Genomic DNA, 18145 nt, shown 5'->3' with positions numbered 1-18145 from the left:
TTTAGCCATGCAAGACAAACTCCGCCGATCGGGCCACAGTGCCCTCGCTCGCCTATTTATCTCCGGATTTTTAGCGTTGATTTTTTCGCTTGGCGCTCAAGCTGAAATGGAAGTGCGGGCCAGCGTTGATCGCCAGCAGCTCAGCATGGATGAAACCTTCACACTGATTTTACAAGCCAATAGTATTCGCTTTAGCGATGTCCCAGATATCAGCCCGCTTAATCAAGACTTCCATGTACTCAATCAGCAAGAGAGCAGTAGCACGTCGATTATCAACGGCGAATTAAGCAGCAGCCGAAAATGGACCTATACCCTCGCCCCTAAACGCGAAGGTGACCTGACTATTCCCGCTCTCACCATGGGCAAATACCAAACCCGTCCGCTAACCGTGAGTGTGCGCCCCGATCTGCGCGCCACTCAACGCAGCAATGAGCAGGTATTTCTAGAATCTGACATTACGCCTCGCAGCGGCCCGGTACAGGCACAGCTTGATTACACGGTTAAAATTTTTACCTCGGTGAATTTTTTAGACGCGGCACTCGACCCACTGGAAGTGGAAAATGCCGTTGTGGAAAGCCTCGGCGAAAGCCGCTACAGCACTCAGATCTCCGGTCAGGATTATCAAGTTATCGAACGCCGCTATGCTATTTTTCCGCAGAGTAGTGGCGAGCTACAAATCCCAGCCCTGACCTTACAAGCTCGCGTAGAAGGTTATCGTCGAAGCATGTTCGACCCCGGCCGCCAAATTTATCGGCGAAGTCAGAATCACCGCGTTAGAATCGATCCTCCCGCGCCAGCGTTTTCCGGCCAAGTATGGCTACCGGCCAAACAACTAAAGCTACAGGAGCAATGGAGCCAATCGCCTGAAACGGTGTATGTCGGCGACTCCTTAACGCGCAACATAACGCTTCGCGCCACCGGTCTGCTCGGTTCGCAACTCCCAGCGCTGCCAGAAATATCACTGCCCGGCACCAAGCTTTATCCCGACCAGGCCAAAATTGACAAGGCCGTGATCAACGGTCAACTTCAGGGCACACGCACAGAGTCGCTAGCAATTATTCCTACTCAGGCTGGCGAGCTTGTCTTGCCAGAAATTCGCTTGCCATGGTGGAATACGCAAACCCAAAAGCAAGAAGTGGCGGTACTGCCAGAGAGAAAAATCCAAGTCCTCGCCTCGCCAGATGCCAATATCGGCAAGCCGACACTTGAGAATACGATTGCAAGTCCCGTGCAGCCCTTAAACAACTCAGCGCAAACAGATGCAAATAGCCCAGTAAGGCTATCAGCCGGCCAACAGCCATATGTATTAGCGGCACTGGCGATATCTGTACTGCTTAATATCCTGCTCGCTGCTCGGCTTCTCACAAAGCGTACAACAACGTCCGCCACCGCTGTAAAACTGAAGGAAACACCCTCAGAAGCGAAACAATACAAGGCTTTATCCAAGGCGCTTAAGCAAGGTGACCCGGCACAATGGCGACCCGCGCTAATAGCATGGACCCAAGCCACCTTTGGCCGGCCATTAAATCTCACTGAACTGGCGGATAAAATTCCCGGCACTAAAGCCAGTGCTAATGCGATTGAAAGTGCGCTTTATAGTAAAAACACCGCTGATGCGACGACACAAGCCTCAGCTTTGGATAGCGCAATCGCTACATGGCGAGAACAACAAAAAGGTAGCAAAAAGAAAACCACGCAAGGATTAGCCGAACTGTATCCCGGCCAGTAAACGTATAGTTACTGGTTCCGAAGAACCAATACGCCCCCACACATCACCAGCGCCACACCCAAGAGGGTGAGCCCTGTGGGGGTCACTCCCCAGATTAGCCAATCCAAAACTCCACCAAACACCACGCCGAAATAATTGATTGGCGCCAAGGTCGCAGCGGGAACGTAGCGATAGGCTTGGGTATACAGAATAAAGGTCAGATACATGACCACGCCCATATAGAGAAGCCAAAGCCAACTTGTATCTGGAACCTTATGCCCGGAGAAAATAAAAAAGGGCAGGGTCGCCATCACCGCGATCAAAAAGTAATAAAACAAAATCCGACTTTGCGGCTCTTCCAAGACCAACAGACGCGTTGTCACCATGGAAATCGCCAAGCCCAAACCCGACAGCACACCAAATACATGCCACATCGACAGGGTTTGAAATCCGGGGCGTAACACCAACAAAATTCCAATAAATCCCACCAGCAATGGCGGCCAAATTGAGGGGCTCAGGCGCTCACCTAGAAGCAGCATAATGACCAATGGCACCATTAACGGCGCAGTATTGCGCAGCAGCGAAGCCTCGACCAAGGTCGTTTCTTGTAGTGCAAGGTAATAACAATAAAAGCAGGCGACACCGCTGACACCGCGGATAAGATGCAATAGCGGTCTCGGGGTCTTAAGGCTATTCAAACCACCCCGCGCAATCGGTGGCAGCGCAAACAACAGGCTGATGCTGTACTGGGCCATAACAATAGCGGAGATATGCACCTGCTGGCCAACGTGCTTGCCCACCGCCGCGACGGTGGCCGATAGAAACACGGTCAGGATCGACAAGCCGATTCCGATACCTAAATTACGACGTCCAACCTGATCAACCACCTACGCCTACCCACGCCATTTCAAACAGCGGCACTGTAACAAGCTGGCTACTGATGCATCTACAGTAGAGGCAGAAAAATTTTTCACTCGTATGACTACCCTAACCACCGAGGCGTTACCCTTGCCCAGAGGCCCGCTAATCATGGACACTATCGACATTAGCTTTGGCTCTCCACTGCAGCCATTCCGATTTAGCCAGTACCGGAAAACAGCGAGTAAACCCTTGCGCCAGAATCAAACCGAAGCCCAATTGATCAGCCGCCTGCAAGCCGGAGACAATCAGGCCTTTGCCACACTCATCGCCCGTTATCACCAGAAGTTTCTCATTATTGCCCGCTCCATTATTGGCGATGTTTTTGCCGAAGATGTGGTACAGGAAGCGTGGGCATCGATTCACCGTGCGATTGGCAATTTTGAAGGTCGCTCTAGCCTGAGCACCTGGATGATTCAGATTGTCAGCAACGAGGCTCGATCTCGCCTGCGCCGCGAAAAACGACATATTAGCGTAGAGGAAATTGAGACGGTAAAGCTCGCCGATAACGATCCGCGCTTTGATGAGCGTGGCCACTGGCAGCAATCGCCGCCCCACTGGGATATTGCAACACCCGAACTGATGTTGCAGGAAGATCAATTACGCCGCTGCTTGGAGCACTGCCTCAGTAACCTGCCAGAACAGCAAAAAGCCGTGTTTCTGCTGAGGGAAATTGAGCAATTTGATTTGGACAATATTGCTGCGATGCTGGCACTCAGCAGCGGCAATATCCGCGTATTACTTCATCGCGCCCGACTGCGCTTGCTGGATATTGTGAATCACTACCAGGAGACCGGCGAATGTTAAATTGCCGACAAGTCACCGAATTAGCCTGCGCCAGACTCGATGGCGAACTCTCCGCCCTGCGCCGGGTACAGATTCATATGCACTTGATGATCTGTAGTCACTGCCGCCGCTTTCAACGTCAATTCAAACAAAGCCAAGAGGTCGCCAGCGCACTGGCAGCTAAACTATGGGTAGCCGAAGAGGACGCGATAGCGCAGGTAATAAACAGCCTGCAAACTCAACAAAAACCGTCTGAATCCAAGCCAGGCCCAAGCCAAGCCCCGCCGGAAGACCGTTCTTAAACCGCGACCTTTGCCTGGTCGAGTAAAAACTTACTGCCATCCATTTCCGGATGGCACGCTCTCACAGTTGAATACGTCTCAAGAATCTTGGGCAAATCCTGCTCAAAATTACCGCTTGGGATAAACGCCTCACCAAAGCCAACCGTTTTACGGCCGTAGTCCAAATACACCGGCATAATCGGCACACCGGCACCGTTAGCAATATGGTAAAAACCGCCCTTCCAAGAATCCACTTTGCGCCGCGTTCCTTCCGGCGTAATGATTAGCACCATATCATCGGTTTTTTTGAACTGCTCGGCCATGTGATCAACAAAGTTATGCGAGCTACTACGCTCAACCGCAATACCGCCAAGCCAGCGAAACAAAACCCCCACCGGCCCCCAGAAGAAGGTGTGCTTAATCATAAAGCGCACCTGCCGTTTTAATGAGGCACCAAAACCTACCAGCAAGAAAAAATCCCAATTGCTGGTATGAGGCGCCACAATCATCACGTATTTCCTCTGTTCTGGCAGCTCAGTATCAAAACGCCAACCGCGCAAACGGAATACGCCAAGCATACTCAGCTGCAGAAACTTCAAAATCAGAGGGTGATTACAAACCGTTTTGCGCTGCATATAGTCAACACGCGCCGGAGGAGTTGTTGTCATAGCCAAACCAAACTTGTTGATATTGTTATTTAAGGTCTAGCAGACCAAGCCAGCCCATCGCGAGATACTACGCCAGCACAGGCACTGTTACAATTCTGAAACATTTCTCTCCTTCAGCCCCAATTTTCAGCAACTTGCCGGACTCGCAGGTGCAAGCTAAGCTTGCTCACAATAAATGATACTAAGGATTACACAGTGCCCCGGTTTGTCCGCATATCCAGCCCCCTCTCGACTCTTTATACATTGATCACATCTACACAGCGGCACTGGTTTAGTTCTAGTTTGGCGATGGCCGCTCTGGCGCTGCCAGCAGCCGCCTTAGCCGAAAAGGTCGAACTGGCGCAATTATTTGAGAACCCCGCCGATATGGCGCTCGATGCCAAGGCCGAAAACGATCTACTTTATGCTGGCGGCGGCCTGTTTTTTGACGACAGCCAATCTTTATTGGACAAGGCGCTAGAGCTCACCCAAGAGGTGGAGCGACTCGAAGCCCGCAGCCGTGGCCTGATTTTAATTCCCGGTGACGAACAAGACTTAGTAGACGCAATGAAAGACGCCGACCGCGCGCGCACCCATTTTCGCTCCAATATTCACCTGGGTTTTCAAAGCGCCGAGAGCCCCCAGCAAAGTTGGCTGCTAAGCAGTCGTTTTGATTTGAGCGGGCGCTTTTATTACGACGAAGACGATGAAAACCGGCTGCGCTTTGCCTCTATTACCGGCCTGTTTATGCCCTTAGAGCTTGGCTCTCATGTACAGGTCTCTGCGGTTCACGCACTCAATATCGGCTATAACTACCGCTTTCAATTTGAGGCACTGCCCAATACCCAACTCGCTGCCACACCAAAATTTCAAGTTATCAACTTGATTGAGCGCTATATCAATCAGGCGGAGTATCAGGAAAAAGATGTGTTCCGCTTCAGCCGCGACCTCGATGAACACTACCAATTAAATTTGGATTTGGGATTGCGACATCAGCTAGGCCCGCTGGGCATGCACTTAGTCGTAACAGATATTTATAATCAGAAAATGGAGGGGGTGCTCGGCACTACCTACCAGCAACGCAGCCAGTTCAAGGCCGGATTCGATTACCGTCCAAGCTGGGGCGAAATCAAATTAATGTCTGATCTGACACCGGCACCCGGCTTTGGCGAGCTTGCCGCGCGGCGAGACACCCGCCTCAGCACCCGCCTTAACTTGTCCAGCAAATTTTCTCTAACCGCTGGCGCCAATAGCGTCAGCGGTCACGATGAAAAAGACAGCTTCAGCCTGGGACTGGGCTATCGACTACGCGATCTACGCCTACTGGTAGAAGGCCATACCGCAGGCGCCCGCGAGCTAGGCTTTCAGCTCGGCATGCAGCTTCCACTTTAAGCCGCCTGCTTTGGCGGAATATGGCTCATGGTGTGTTCGCTTAAAGCGGTAATGGTTAGCGAGGGGTTCACACCAAGATTGGCCCCCAGCATTGCGCCATCGCAAACATAGAGATTTTGATAGCCAAACACTCGGCCACGGCTGTCGATAACACCATCCTCGGCGGTTTTACCCATTGCCGCCCCGCCCATGCAGTGGGCGGTTACCGGAATATCAAATAACACTTCGGTAATCACACTGCCGGCCAGCCCGCCAATGCGCCGCGCCATATTAAAGGCAAACTCATTAGCCTGCGGAATAAAGGTAGGAATTTTAGGGCCAAAACTCTGCAAGGTTTTCGAGAACGGCCAGTACCAGCGGCGCTGATAACGCAGATCAATATGCCCCTCAAGCGTCTGCATACACAGAAAGATCAGGGTTTGTCTGGCCATATTAAACGGCAGTAACAGCGGTGCCGCCAGCAGCGGCTTGGTCAATAGCAGCTTTAATAAAGTGCGCAGCCAAGTAAAAATTCGGCGATAACCGGGCTGGCCACGCGCCAAGGCCGTCAACAAAAAACCGATAGCATCCGACCCCCGAGGATAGCGCGTTGCTTCAATATGGGTGTGCTCATCCAAGTAAAAACCAGAGCCTATTGCGATGCCTTTATCCATTTCTGGATCACCCGGCAGCCGCACACCAATCAGGGATTCGGCATTGGTTCGCACCCGGCGACCGAGCTGATCACTGATATTGGGCAATGAGCCTTTGTCGCGCAATTTAAACAGCAACTCCTGAGTACCCAGTGACGATGCCGACACCACCACACCGCGCACCCGCCAACGGCGCTTGCGCAACAAACCGCCAAATAGACGACTGCTTTGGGTAGTAACCTCGTAGCCCTGCTCACCTTCTCCGCCGTTTAGAGGTTTGATATTGATCACCCGGGTTTCTTCAAAAACCTGAGCTCCACGACGCTCCGCTAAATAGAGGTAATTTTTGTCCAAGGAGTTTTTGGCATTGTAACGGCAACCCACCATGCAGCCGCCGCAGCCGATACAGCTATTGCGCTCCGGCCCCTGACCATCAAAGTAAGGATCGGGATAGCGTTTGCCCTGCACCTCGCCTTCATCGCCAAAAAACACACCGACCTGTGTGCGATAAAAGCTATCGCCGCGTCCGCATTCCTCAGCCGCTTCCTTCAGCAGAATATCCGCCGGCCCCATAATCCGGTTTTCGGTCACGCCCAGCATTCGTTTGGCGGTATTAAAATGACCGGGCATCACTGACTCCCAATCTTCCAAGCCCGACCAGCTGCCGTCTCGCCAGACCGAATCCTTGGGCACCAACAAGGTATTGGCATAGGTGATTGAGCCACCGCCAACAGCATTGCCGTGCAGCACCATCACATGACGAAACAGGCGAATGTTAAAGAAACCGCGCAGACCCACCCAGGGCTTCCACATCCAGCGGCGAATATTCCAACTGGTTTTTGGCAGGGTATCAGTTTCCCAGCGGCAACCCATTTCCATTACGCCAACCGAATACCCCTTCTCTGCTAAGCGCAGTGCAGACACTGAGCCGCCAAAACCAGAGCCGACAATTAGATAGTCAAAATCGTACTTCATCACGTGCTATTCAATACTTGTTTAAATTAGACAATAACGCATGTCAAAATATATCTGACATGCGCTATTGTCAATAATTATCTCGCGCGCGCCATCGCCCCCAGAAAAACTTAAAATGCTGGGAGCAGATTTTAAAAACCAAGATTTACTATAATAATCAATCAGATATGGAAATTTATATTTGACAACGATTCTTGTCATTGTTTTTGACAATATGTTATGTCAACATTTGGATATGAGCCCAACAACGACCGCAACCCGCCCCTATCGTGGCGAAAGTATCACCAAACGCCGCAGCGACCGGCGCCGCCAGTTAATGAAGGCCGGCCTACGCCTAATTGGTGAACACGGCTATGCCAAGACGACGGTCAAAGCGGTTTGCCAAGAAGCGCAGCTAACCGAGCGCTATTTTTACGAATCATTCAAGAATCGCGAGCAATTGCTGGCGGAAGTCTACCGCGAACAAACCGACGCCCTGCAATGGCAAATGATTGCCGCTGCGGAAGAAGCCGGTGACGGACAGGAACAACTGATTCAAGCCACCTTACACGCCTTTTTTAGCACATTAAAAAGCAAGCCAGATATGGCGCGCCTGATCCTATTTGAAATCATTGGCGTGAGTGAGGCGATGAACCAACTGTACTACGAGGCAATGGACGGCTTTGCTGAGTTGAGCCGCAATCTGTCGGAAAAAGCAGGCATCACCATTCTTCCAGATGAGTGCGATGAAGCCATGGTACACGCGGGACTCATTGGCGCAGCCGTTCAAATTGGCCGGCGCTGGGCGCTGAATGGCTATCGCGAGCCACAGGAACAAATAATCGGCAGTGCGGTGCTGTTATTCACCGCGACCAGCCGCTTAAGTCATCCGCTAAACTCAGTCTCTTAAAAGCGTCACGCCCATTTCATCCAAGCGCTGCTGATGCTCCCGCCATCCCGGCAATACCGAATCCATGAGCTGATAAAACGCTTTGCTGTGATTGAACTCTTGCAGATGGCAAAGTTCGTGAACAATCACCGTGTCGATACAATCCGGATCGGCCTTAATAAGCCGGGTATTAAGACACAAGCGCCCTTCACGGCTACAACTACCCCAGCGAGAGCGCATCCGCCGCAAACGCAAAGGCGGCACACTCTCGACCCAATCTAAACGGCTACTCCAATAGCGCAGACGTTCACTAAACACCGTTTGTGCCTGGCGGGTATACCAACTTGATAACAGACTCTTCAGCGCATCAGCTTCAGTATTGGCACTGTGTACCAGCAATTCACCACCGCAGCGCTCTAATCTTGGTCGCCCCTGCCGCCGCTGAATTTTCAGCGCCAGCTCCTCACCCATAAACGGGTGGCGTTCGCCGTTGCAGTAACGCCATTCTCTTGGCCCCGGCCGCCGCGCCGCTTCACGCTGGCGCTCAAACAACCAATCGCGGTGTTTGCGCAGCATGGCGTCAATATCCATCTCGCTAGCGGCATAGGGCGCGCGCACTTCCACGGCCCCGGTCAAATTAATCTGCAAAGACAGCTTACGGTGGCGACGCGGACTGCGCACCAAGGTGTAATTTAGGCTGCGCCCTGCCAGCTCAATTGCCCGCTGTTCGCGGCGCTCTTTATTGGGCCGGCCCAAGCCCTTAGATTTAAAAAAATTACTGGCGCTTTTCCTTCGCCGCCCGGTGTTTATCACATTAGGCATTTTCTACCCCCTCCGTGGGACTGAAAGCCGGTAATTCACAGCGAAAAATCGCGCCACCCTCTGGGTGGGGTCGGTAACGAATATCACCGCCGTGCCCCTGCATAATGGATTGCGATACAGACAATCCTATGCCCATACCCCCTTCTTTTGAGCTTACAAAGGGGCTGAACAATTGCTCTTCTACTTTGGGATCGAGACCTGCGCCGCGATCCGAAACTTCGAATCCGTAAAGATTTCCTTCACCAAACAAAGTCACTGCAACCGGAATAATGGAATCGGCCTTGGCGGTGGACTCCATCGCATTGCGAATAAGATTGAGGGCCACTTGCTGAATTTGCACCTCATCAACATATACCCACAACGGCGTCTCATTCGGTTTCAATGTCACCCGAATACCATTCACACGAGAATCCACCTCGGCCAGTGAAATCACGTCTTTAAGCAGTTCTTGCAAGGTGATTTCAGTTTTCGCTCCGCTGGGCTTTTTCACATAGCTGCGCATACGCTGAATCACCGCCGATGCGCGCTGTGCCTGTATGGTAATTTTTTCCAGCACATCCTTAAGTTTGGCGGATTTCTCACTGGGCAAATCGCTAATTAAGCGCTCTGCCACTTTGGCGTAATTACTCACCGCGGTTAGCGGTTGATTCACCTCGTGGGCAATACCCGCCGCCATCTCACCGCCGGTACTCAAGCGCTCAATATGCGCCATATGCTGGCGCTGCTGATCCATCGCTTCCCGCGCTAGCTCCAACTCGCGCTGATTCGCTAACCACTCGCTGATATCGCGCAATACCAATACCGCGCCGCCACCGCTGCGCGGGGCACCACTGAGATCAACGGGAATATGCAGGCCTTCTCGATTACTCAAGGCAACATTATTTTTTCTGAGGCCAACACCCGCTTCGCAAAGCATTAATAAGGCTTCATTTAAATTCGTGTCACCGGGAAACAGTTCAAGCTGAAATAAACTTTCACCCAAGACATCGGCTTGGGGCCAGCCGGTTAACTGGGCGGCGCGCAGGTTCATTGAGGTAATTCGCCCCTCGACATCCAGGCCGAAAATGGCTTCTTCTACCGCGTTGAGAATACGCTGATTCTCATCCTCCAGCTCACTATTGCGGCGGGCCAAGGCTTTTTCCAAGCGGTGTAATTTGATGTGGGTGCGCACCCGCGCCAACACTTCATCAGACTGAAAAGGCTTGGCGATATAGTCCACACCACCAATGGCAAGACCGTGAACTTTAGACTGACTATCGGTCAGAGCTGAAAGGAAAATTACGACGATGTCGGCAGTTTCCGGATCGGCTTTGAGCTTTTCACAAACCTCAAAACCATCCATGCCGGGCATCATTACATCGAGCAGAATCAGACTGGGCTTGGCACGCTTGGCGGTATACAAAGCCGCCTCACCATCGCGAGCTGCCAACAGACGATAGCCGCTGCCCTCAAGGGTTTTGAACAAGACCTGCAAATTGGTGGGATTATCGTCAACCAGCAGAATTTGTTCGCCGCCGCTTTCCGTACTCATCACCATAGCCTATACCGATACCTTCTTTAGTAATGCGGCCAAACCGTCAAAATCAAACTGGGCCAGCATCGCTTCTGCCTGCTGGCAAAACACCGGCGCTGTTCCATCATCGCGAAGTTTACGCAAGGTATCCCGCAGGCTAGAAATATCTCCCAGCTCAACTGCCCCGGCGATCGCATTGCTTACCGCCTCTGACACTTGTTCGGCCACTGGAGCAACTTTGGGCGTGGCGGCAGGGGCAGCCCCAGGCTCGGCCACAGGCTCCATAGCAAGGCCTGAAATTTCAGCAACGGCTTTAAACAACTCATCCATGCCAATTGGCTTAGGCAGGAAACCAGAACAACCCGCCTCTCGCGCTTCGGTAATGACCTGCTCGTCGGTAGTTGCGGAGGCCATGATGACCACCACGTCATCCAGTTTCATTTCGCGTTTTATGATGCGGGTGGATTCCATGCCGTCCATATTCGGCATACGCAAATCCATAATGACCAGATCCGCAGTCCGCTCCTTGAGCAATTCGATGACTTCTAAACCATCGGCCGCCTCACGAATATCGGTGACGATATCAGACAACATACCGATGACCACTTGGCGATTCACCGCCACATCATCGGCGACAATAATCGATAGCCCGGTATTTCCGGGTATTACTGGCTGCGCCGCAATTTGCGGAGCAGAGGTACCCGCACCAAAGTCGATAAACTCTTCATCACGAACGGGAATCAGCGGAATTTCAAAATAGAAACAGCTGCCTTCACCCACAATACTTTGCAACCGCAACTGGCCACCCATGGCATCGATAATGCGACGGCAGATCGCCAGCCCAAGCCCAGTGCCCTTACCATCCTGCGGATTCACCTGACGGAAAGGCTCAAACACATCGCGCAATTTGTTTGGCGGAATGCCCATGCCGGTGTCACTAACGGCAAAATTAAGCACCATTTTTTCCACGTCGCCGCGCACATCCAAACGCACAGAGCCACGCTCGGTAAACTTCACTGCATTATCCAGCAGGTTGACCAGCACCTGCCGCAGCTTCACTTCATCAACCTGAACCTTGTCGGGTATATTCGCTCCGACATCAACAGTAAATTCCAAGCCCTTGGATTTTGCCCGGTGCGCGACGATATCACTGACACTGCTCAACACTTCTTTGAGAACATTGGGGCGGCTGAAAATCTTCACATTGCCGCTTTCAATCTTGGCCAGATCCAAGACATCATTAATCAGGTTAAGCAGATGTTTACCGCAGCTCTCAATGCCGCGCAGATATTCCTGCCCTTCCGGCTCATTGGAGTTCAGATCGCGCTGTAATAACTGAGCGTAACCCAGCACACCGTTAAGCGGCGTGCGCAGCTCGTGACTCACGCTGGATAAAAATTGAGACTTGGCGTGCAGCGCATCTTCCGCAGCAATGCGCGCATCAACCAGTTCCTGTTCCATCACCTTGCGGTCGGTAATGTCGATCATAATGCCCATGGCGCGAGTCGGCTCACCGGCCTCATCGCTTTCAACCACATCGCCCCGACTGTAAATCCAGCGGTAACGACCGTGGCTGTCGCGCACTCTAAATTCCACGCTATTGCCTGTCGCCAGACCCAGCCAACTATCCACCGCCGAAGAGATAATTTCTAAATCCGCAGGATTGGCCACTTCTTTAAACATACCGACCGGACAAGGTTTGTTAAGCGCGGGATAGCCCAAGGTACGGAAGAAGGTATCGCTAACGGTAACCAGCCCAGAGGTAAGATCTAAATCCCAGAGGTGGTTCTGGGCTGCGTCCAAGGCCAACTGAAAGCGCCGCTCGCTGAGCTTTAAGGCACGCTCCGTTTCACCGCGCTTGGCCACCATAAAATTGGCTTCTGAAGCCAACTGCTGAAACTCGGCAAAGGGCAGGCGCTCAACATCAATCACCGTGGAGCGCTGACTGGCGTCATTAAAGAACTGCTGAAAAATTCGGAAACCCGCCGCATTGCGCCGCGCCAACCAACTGGCCACCAGCGCAGATAAGCTCATCAAACCCAGTGCAAGCAAGACGATAGAACGCACATGCTCGCCAACCCGGTTCTGTAATTCTTGGCGGTCTTCTGAGAGTTGGCGGTTTAATTCATCGAGAAAAACCCCGCTGCCAACAACCCAACCCCAAGGCTCAAAACGGCGCAAATAGGCGACTACCGGCTTGCCCCGGCCCTGATCGTCGATCCAGCTCAGCTCACGGAACAGACTGCTATCTGGCCCTTCGGCCAAGCGAGCGGCTTCTTGCACACCTGGCATAACCTGACCCAGCCGATCTTGCTGCAGGGCATTGACCAACTGGCGACCCTGCTGATCTACCATAAACAAGACCGAGTTGTCGGCATCAACCGGCACCGCAGCAATGCGCTTAATCACTTCCTGCTGCACCCGCGCCACTTCATCGCGCAGATACACACCCGAGCCGATAAACACATCCAGCGGTTGGTAGTAATAAATAAAACTCAAATTGCGCTCGCCGGCCGCCTCGCTGCCGGGATCATTGATTCTGAACTCTGCAAAATCAAAGTTCTTCTCACCCTTGAGGCCTTTCAAACGCGAAGCAAAAGCCGCCAAGGCGTCGCGATCGACCAAGCGCTTTTCCAACCCCGGCCCCAGCGGCGCTAATAGCGGCTTACCATTACCATCGAATAGGTAGAAAAAACCTTTGTTATTAAGGAAGCGAAAAGATTCCAGTGTGGATTTCAAACGCGTGAGCTGGGATCTAGCGTCCTCGGCGGGATATTGCTTGCGGTTATTTTCTATAAAGGAAATAGCGCTGGCGATCTGGCGACGCAGATCGTTATAGAGTTGTGCATTGAGTTGGCTGTAACGAAACTCTAGGTATTCCGAGGCTTTATTAACCTCGCGGCGCAGCAATTCACGGCGAGACTCTATATAGCTTTCACGCCGGGCCTCAGTTTGCTCACTGTAACGATCATACTCAGTGGATATCCAGATATATCCCAATACCGCCACCGGCATAGCCGACAGCGCAATCAGGCTGAGCATGTAAATTTGGACCAGGCTACGTTTAGAACGCATGCGCGCGGAGGACTCCAGATTCTAACCCTGTGTTATTTCTACCGAGCTTATCGGCAAATGCCGCCCTAAGCCAGTATTAAACGCCGCTATACAAGCACTTAGCTTTTCGTGTTAGCCTAAGAGCAGCATAGGCCACACTGCAGGAACTATAAATAATGACAACTGAATCCACAGTTTACCTGGTTGAAGATGACGATGCTGTTCGCGACTCACTGCAAATGGTGCTGGAGTCTGTAGGTCACAAAGTCGCCAGCTATTCTCGAGCGGATGCCTTCTTGGAAGATTTCAGCACTGATATGGCAGGCTGTATGGTGTTGGACATTCGTATGCCCGGCATGAACGGCATGGAGCTGCAACGCCAGCTCAATAACCGCAACTCTATCCTTCCTATTATTTTTGTAACCGGCCACGGCGATGTTCCCATGGCGGTTGAAGCAATGCAGCGCGGTGCCGTGGACTTTGTACAAAAGCCCTACCGTGAAGAAGAGCTGCTTAGCAAAATTCAGCAAGCGATCACTGCCGACACCGAAAACCGTGCCGCGCTGGATGAAAAACACAAAATTGCCGAACGCCTTTCCGAGCTAACACCCCGTGAAAAGCAGGTTATGGATCTGATGATTGAAGGCAAAGCCAACAAGGTTATCGCCTACGATCTGGACATCAGTCAGCGCACTGTAGAAATTCACCGCGCTCGGGTGATGGAAAAAATGGGTGTGCGCTCACTGGCACATTTGGTTCGCATGGTGATGGCCGTGAATGAAAACGCCGGCAGCTAAGCCTTCAATTCAAAGTATCAAACCCAGCTCTCGCCCGGTTTAGGCCGGGCCATTCAACAGCCGATCAATCTCACTTAATGCGCTTAGCAATCCGCTTACGGGTAGCTGTTTGGCGCGGTAGTATTCTTCCGCCATAGGCGTAATGCCGCAACGATCGGGCAACGCGTGCTTGCCCTCAAGCAGAAAACGCAGCCGCGGAATAAAAATAAACTGAAGCCACTGATAAAACTCCAACGCATCTACCGCAAAAGGCTGCTCGCTGCGCAGCGCTTCAGGGCTTGGTGACTCACTATCCCAATGACCAATGCGGCGCATTTCCGCCTTTAGGTCGATTAGCGCGGCCGCTAATTTGATATTCAAATCCACTTCTTTGCGCTTCTAGTTTTCAATACTTTGTTTATACGGCGGCAATGAGGCCAACATTTTGCGGCCATAATGCCGAGTGACAATGCGCCGATCCAAAATAGTGATACGCCCCGTATCCGCTTCATTGCGCAGCAAGCGGCCACTGGCCTGCACTAATTTAATGGCGGCATCGGGCACGGTAATTTCCATAAAGGGATTGCCGTTATTTTGACTTATCCACTCGGCTAGCGCTTCTTCCACCGGATCTTCCGGCACCGCAAAAGGAATTTTGGCAATCACCACATGGGAGCAGTACTTACCCGGTAAATCCACACCTTCAGCAAAGCTCGCCAATCCAAAAATCACACTGCCCACACCGCTATCAATGCGCTCACAATGGGTTTTTAAAATTTCAGCCTTGGGCAGCAGGTCTTGAGCCAGAATCAGCGACGCCCAATCAGCAGGCAGGTTTTCCAGCACATTATTGAGCTGGCGGCGCGAGGAGAACAGCACCAAGCTACCTGCGCTCCGATCTAATAATGTCGGCAATAATTCAATAATCGCGTCGGTATGCGCTTCGGCATTGCCGGCATCGCAACTCATGGCCGGAATATACAATTCCCCAGCTTCGGCGTGTTTAAAGGGGCTGGGCACCACCTCAAAGGAGGCATCTTCGTAAAGTCCGGCGCGCATACTAAAGCGGTCAAACTTACCGAGTGCGGTCAGTGTCGCCGAGGTCATTACCGCCGCATGACAGCGCGACCACAACACCGACTTTAAGGTATTTGAGGCGAGAATCGGGCTGCTATTAAGCTCAATATCAAATAAGCCCTGCCCCGATTCCGCCAAGATCAGCCAACGCGCCAGCGGTGGCCGACCGGCCTGATCGGCAATAGAGTAAGACTGCCAAAGCGACAACATAGCCTCACCCCGAAATCTTACCGCCGAGGCACTGGCCAGGCCGTTCTCCAAATCTTCCCGGCTTAGGCTGACGCGCTCTTTATCCATACGCTCTTGAAACAGCTCGACCACATTTTCAGCCTGCTCCACCATTGCCGCCGTGGCGATACGCAAATCCGCCGCCAAACGGGAAAGTTCATCGGGCACCTGCCCTTCGGAAAAACGATAGGTTTTTCGGCCCTGCTTTTCTTCGCAGTCTTCCAAATACCGCTCGAGCACTGGCCGCAATAAGGGCAGGTTTTTGCGCAGCACACCCATGCAGGTGTGCAGACTTTCCAGCTTGAGCTTTAAATCCAAATCGAGATCGGGAATGCCAATCATCGTAGCCAAACCGCGCTCACTTTGTTCTAGCCAGCGCTCGCTAGCACCCAAGCGTAAATTCGCGCTGAAATGATTAATGACCTTGTCTGGCAGATGATGGGCTTCGTCAAAAATATAAATGCAATCTTCCGGCGGCGGCAGAATAGCGCCTCCGCCCAGCGCTAAATCAGCCAAGACCAGATCGTGGTTGGCCACAACCACTTCAGCCTGCGTCAGCGATTCGCGGGCGCGAAAAAAACTGCATTGACGCACATGGCTGCAACGCCGCCCGGTGCACTGCGCATGATCGGTGGTAACCGGCAGCCATTGGTTCTCGGGAATCACCGTTTCCCAGCTATCCCGATCGCCATCCCATTCGCCAGTACCCAACGACTCAACAAACTGGCGGTACAAATTCAGGCTGTGATCATCGGGATTGCCTGCCTGCTCATCAGTAAACAAGGGAAACGCACCACTGCCACCAGACATTAGCTGGTCGAGTTTATTCAAACAGAGATAGCGCCGCCGGCCCTTGGACAGCGCCAGCGAGAAATGCAGACCGCTGTGCGCCAAAACATCGGGCAGATCGCGATAGAGAATTTGTTCTTGCAAGGCCACCGTGGCGGTGGAAATCACGAGGGTTTTATTGCGCTCGCGCGCAATGGGAATCGCGGCCAAGGCATAGGCCAAGGTTTTACCGGTGCCGGTGCCCGCCTCAACCACGCAGAGATGATCGCCACCCACGCGATGGCCGTCCTGATTGCGCTTAACGCCGCCAAGGCAGCGCGCAATATGGGCAATCATCAGGCGCTGACCGTAACGGGGGTTTAGTTTTTTTGCCCCGAGAAATTGGCGGTAAGCCTGCTGAATTTCATCCTTTACCGTGTCACTTAGCACGCAACAGCAACCCCGACCTACGCCGCTTGCGCCAGCTGAGCCAGTTTATTGGCAACCGGGCGCGCGTAAATTTCCATGGCTTTTTGGCGATAGGACGCCGGCATCGCCTCAAAGTGTTGATTAAATTGCTGCTGATCCGCCTCGCTAATCACCTTCGCCTCCGCTAGGTTTTTCCAGCCCTCATCCTGATTGAGTGCCGCATAGGCTAATAGGTTGCTAGGGTGCAGGCGGTAATTGCTGATAATCGCATTATCCAATGCCGCCGCCACCGCATTGGCATCGGCAAAGTCGCCTTGCAGCGGCGCAGCAAAATGCACATGCACGTGGCCCTTATTACCGGTAATCCCCGAGGCGATACTTTTCAGGTCTTCATGCTCGGCTTTTTGATAGGCGCCATCGCGCTCAATAGCGGTCAACTCTTGGGCCTTGGCCTCATCCAGTGGGTCCCATTCGTAGGAAATGGATACCGGAATAATATTCAGCTTATTAATGTAGTCGGCAAAGCTTTCAGTCGCTTTGTCCTGCGCCATGCCGATCATTTTGATCATTGCCGCCTCAGTGCGATCATTGCCGTTCTTGGCTCGACCTTCGCGCTGGGCAATCCAGACCGATTCATTATCTTCCAACAATGAATAGCGAATGTATTCCGAGAGCTGGCGAAACGCCGCCAGCATTTGGCGCGGCGCTTTGGCACTGCGCCGTACAATAAAGCTCTTATTTAGCCGCATTAAATCTGAAGCCCACGGCTTGGTGAGCAGATTATCGCCGATGGCGATGCGCACCGTGTCGCCGCCATTGTGATACAGGGCGTAATTCACAAAGGCTGGATCAAGGGCGATATCCCGATGGTTGCTGATAAACAGGTAGGCTTGCCGAGGCTTCAATTGATCGCAACCCGACACGGTAAATTCACGGGTACTGCTCTCAATCATTTGGTCCATATAGTGTTTAACAAACACTTGGAAACCGCGCACGCTACTCACATCTTTAAATTCTCGACGCAGCATAAAGCGCAGCGCCGGACGAATCAGTTTCGGTAGCCATTTATAGATTCGCGGAATCCGCAGCGCCGCCACCGCACCGAGCATTTCCGGCTCATCGAGCAGGCGCTGGATCACATCAGCTACCTCGTCGTCGGCATAGGGTCGAATATCGGCAAATTTATCCATGGGGTTTACTGGCCTGAAGCGCGCTTTTAAATTAAGGCGCACATTCTAATGCCAGATCAGGGAGAGATACAGCCGGATAAG

At 52.4% G+C, this 18145-nt stretch carries 15 protein-coding genes; 6 read left to right on the top strand and 9 right to left on the bottom strand.

The window, feature by feature from the left end:
* Window positions 1–7: 7 nt before the first annotated feature.
* Window positions 8–1729 (top strand): BatD family protein, encoded by a 1722-nt coding sequence (locus IB286_RS03380; protein WP_190762401.1) that lies wholly within the window; start codon window positions 8–10, stop codon window positions 1727–1729.
* Between the two features lie 8 nt (window positions 1730–1737).
* On the opposite strand, the gene IB286_RS03375 is transcribed toward IB286_RS03380, so the two are convergent.
* Window positions 1738–2595 carry a DMT family transporter gene (locus tag IB286_RS03375; protein ID WP_190762399.1) on the bottom strand — a complete coding sequence of 286 codons (858 nt, stop codon included), beginning with the start codon at window positions 2593–2595 and terminating at the stop codon, window positions 1738–1740.
* Between the two features lie 91 nt (window positions 2596–2686).
* On the opposite strand from IB286_RS03375, the gene IB286_RS03370 reads away from it, so the two are divergent.
* Window positions 2687–3433: an RNA polymerase sigma factor gene (locus IB286_RS03370; RefSeq protein ID WP_223826058.1), complete on the top strand. Its 747-nt coding sequence runs from the start codon at window positions 2687–2689 to the stop codon at window positions 3431–3433.
* Window positions 3427–3714 carry an anti-sigma factor family protein gene (locus tag IB286_RS03365; protein WP_190762397.1) on the top strand — a complete coding sequence of 96 codons (288 nt, stop codon included), beginning with the start codon at window positions 3427–3429 and terminating at the stop codon, window positions 3712–3714. The genes IB286_RS03370 and IB286_RS03365 overlap by 7 nt, the downstream gene beginning before the upstream one ends.
* Here the strand turns inward: IB286_RS03365 and IB286_RS03360 are convergent.
* Complete coding sequence (locus IB286_RS03360) at window positions 3711–4361, bottom strand: lysophospholipid acyltransferase family protein (protein ID WP_190762395.1); 651 nt, start codon at window positions 4359–4361, stop codon at window positions 3711–3713. The two genes, IB286_RS03365 and IB286_RS03360, sit on opposite strands and share 4 nt — an antisense overlap.
* A 243-nt stretch (window positions 4362–4604) precedes the next feature.
* On the opposite strand from IB286_RS03360, the gene traF reads away from it, so the two are divergent.
* Window positions 4605–5732 carry a conjugal transfer protein TraF gene (gene traF / locus IB286_RS03355; RefSeq protein WP_190762393.1) on the top strand — a complete coding sequence of 376 codons (1128 nt, stop codon included), beginning with the start codon at window positions 4605–4607 and terminating at the stop codon, window positions 5730–5732.
* Here the strand turns inward: traF and IB286_RS03350 are convergent.
* The gene (locus IB286_RS03350) at window positions 5729–7339 is read right to left on the bottom strand and encodes a GMC family oxidoreductase (RefSeq protein WP_190762734.1); all 1611 of its coding nucleotides are present in this window, start codon (window positions 7337–7339) and stop codon (window positions 5729–5731) included. The genes traF and IB286_RS03350 overlap by 4 nt on opposite strands.
* Window positions 7340–7574: 235 nt before the next feature.
* Here IB286_RS03350 and IB286_RS03345 point away from each other — a divergent pair, with 235 nt between their 5' ends.
* On the top strand, window positions 7575–8228 hold the full coding sequence (locus tag IB286_RS03345; protein WP_190762391.1) for a TetR/AcrR family transcriptional regulator: 654 nt from the start codon (window positions 7575–7577) through the stop codon (window positions 8226–8228).
* Here the strand turns inward: IB286_RS03345 and IB286_RS03340 are convergent.
* The 3 genes from IB286_RS03340 to IB286_RS03330 are packed head-to-tail and all read right to left on the bottom strand — an operon-like array spanning window position 8217 to window position 13617.
* Window positions 8217–9029 (bottom strand): M48 family metallopeptidase, encoded by an 813-nt coding sequence (locus tag IB286_RS03340; RefSeq protein WP_190762389.1) that lies wholly within the window; start codon window positions 9027–9029, stop codon window positions 8217–8219. The genes IB286_RS03345 and IB286_RS03340 overlap by 12 nt on opposite strands.
* Window positions 9022–10560, bottom strand: coding sequence for an ATP-binding response regulator (locus IB286_RS03335; protein WP_190762387.1), 1539 nt, complete (start codon window positions 10558–10560; stop codon window positions 9022–9024). The genes IB286_RS03340 and IB286_RS03335 overlap by 8 nt, the downstream gene beginning before the upstream one ends.
* Before the next feature lie 9 nt (window positions 10561–10569).
* Window positions 10570–13617 (bottom strand): cache domain-containing protein, encoded by a 3048-nt coding sequence (locus tag IB286_RS03330; RefSeq protein ID WP_190762385.1) that lies wholly within the window; start codon window positions 13615–13617, stop codon window positions 10570–10572.
* Window positions 13618–13772: 155 nt separating this feature from the next.
* On the opposite strand from IB286_RS03330, the gene fixJ reads away from it, so the two are divergent.
* Window positions 13773–14393, top strand: coding sequence for a response regulator FixJ (gene fixJ / locus IB286_RS03325; protein ID WP_223826057.1), 621 nt, complete (start codon window positions 13773–13775; stop codon window positions 14391–14393).
* A 39-nt stretch (window positions 14394–14432) separates the two neighbouring features.
* On the opposite strand, the gene IB286_RS03320 is transcribed toward fixJ, so the two are convergent.
* From IB286_RS03320 to IB286_RS03310, 3 genes are read right to left on the bottom strand one after another with little or no spacing between them, the layout of a single operon-like run.
* A complete protein-coding gene (locus IB286_RS03320) occupies window positions 14433–14753 on the bottom strand; it encodes a YqcC family protein (RefSeq protein ID WP_223826056.1) in 321 nt (106 codons plus the stop codon).
* A gap of 18 nt (window positions 14754–14771) precedes the next feature.
* Complete coding sequence (dinG, locus tag IB286_RS03315) at window positions 14772–16895, bottom strand: ATP-dependent DNA helicase DinG (RefSeq protein ID WP_190762383.1); 2124 nt, start codon at window positions 16893–16895, stop codon at window positions 14772–14774.
* Window positions 16896–16912: 17 nt separating this feature from the next.
* A complete protein-coding gene (locus IB286_RS03310; protein WP_317889688.1) occupies window positions 16913–18106 on the bottom strand; it encodes a 1-acyl-sn-glycerol-3-phosphate acyltransferase in 1194 nt (397 codons plus the stop codon).
* Between the last annotated feature and the right edge of the window lie 39 nt (window positions 18107–18145).

Origin of the sequence: Spongiibacter pelagi (genome assembly GCF_014705705.1) — a bacterium.
Taxonomy (GTDB): Bacteria; Pseudomonadota; Gammaproteobacteria; order Pseudomonadales; family Spongiibacteraceae; genus Spongiibacter; species Spongiibacter pelagi.
The sequence above is the reverse complement of the archived record's forward strand: the minus strand, read 5'-3'. Positions and strand labels throughout refer to the sequence as shown.

Bases quoted from the DNA above. Each gene is read 5' to 3' on its own strand.
- IB286_RS03380 (WP_190762401.1), top strand. From the start codon at position 8: ATGCAAGACAAACTCCGCCGATCGGGCCACAGTGCCCTCGCTCGCCTA.
- IB286_RS03370 (WP_223826058.1), top strand. From the start codon at position 2,687: ATGACTACCCTAACCACCGAGGCGTTACCCTTGCCCAGAGGCCCGCTA.
- IB286_RS03365 (WP_190762397.1), top strand. From the start codon at position 3,427: ATGTTAAATTGCCGACAAGTCACCGAATTAGCCTGCGCCAGACTCGAT.
- IB286_RS03360 (WP_190762395.1), bottom strand. From the start codon at position 4,361: ATGACAACAACTCCTCCGGCGCGTGTTGACTATATGCAGCGCAAAACG.
- IB286_RS03350 (WP_190762734.1), bottom strand. From the start codon at position 7,339: ATGAAGTACGATTTTGACTATCTAATTGTCGGCTCTGGTTTTGGCGGC.
- IB286_RS03345 (WP_190762391.1), top strand. From the start codon at position 7,575: ATGAGCCCAACAACGACCGCAACCCGCCCCTATCGTGGCGAAAGTATC.
- IB286_RS03340 (WP_190762389.1), bottom strand. From the start codon at position 9,029: ATGCCTAATGTGATAAACACCGGGCGGCGAAGGAAAAGCGCCAGTAAT.
- IB286_RS03335 (WP_190762387.1), bottom strand. From the start codon at position 10,560: ATGAGTACGGAAAGCGGCGGCGAACAAATTCTGCTGGTTGACGATAAT.
- IB286_RS03330 (WP_190762385.1), bottom strand. From the start codon at position 13,617: ATGCGTTCTAAACGTAGCCTGGTCCAAATTTACATGCTCAGCCTGATT.
- fixJ (WP_223826057.1), top strand. From the start codon at position 13,773: ATGACAACTGAATCCACAGTTTACCTGGTTGAAGATGACGATGCTGTT.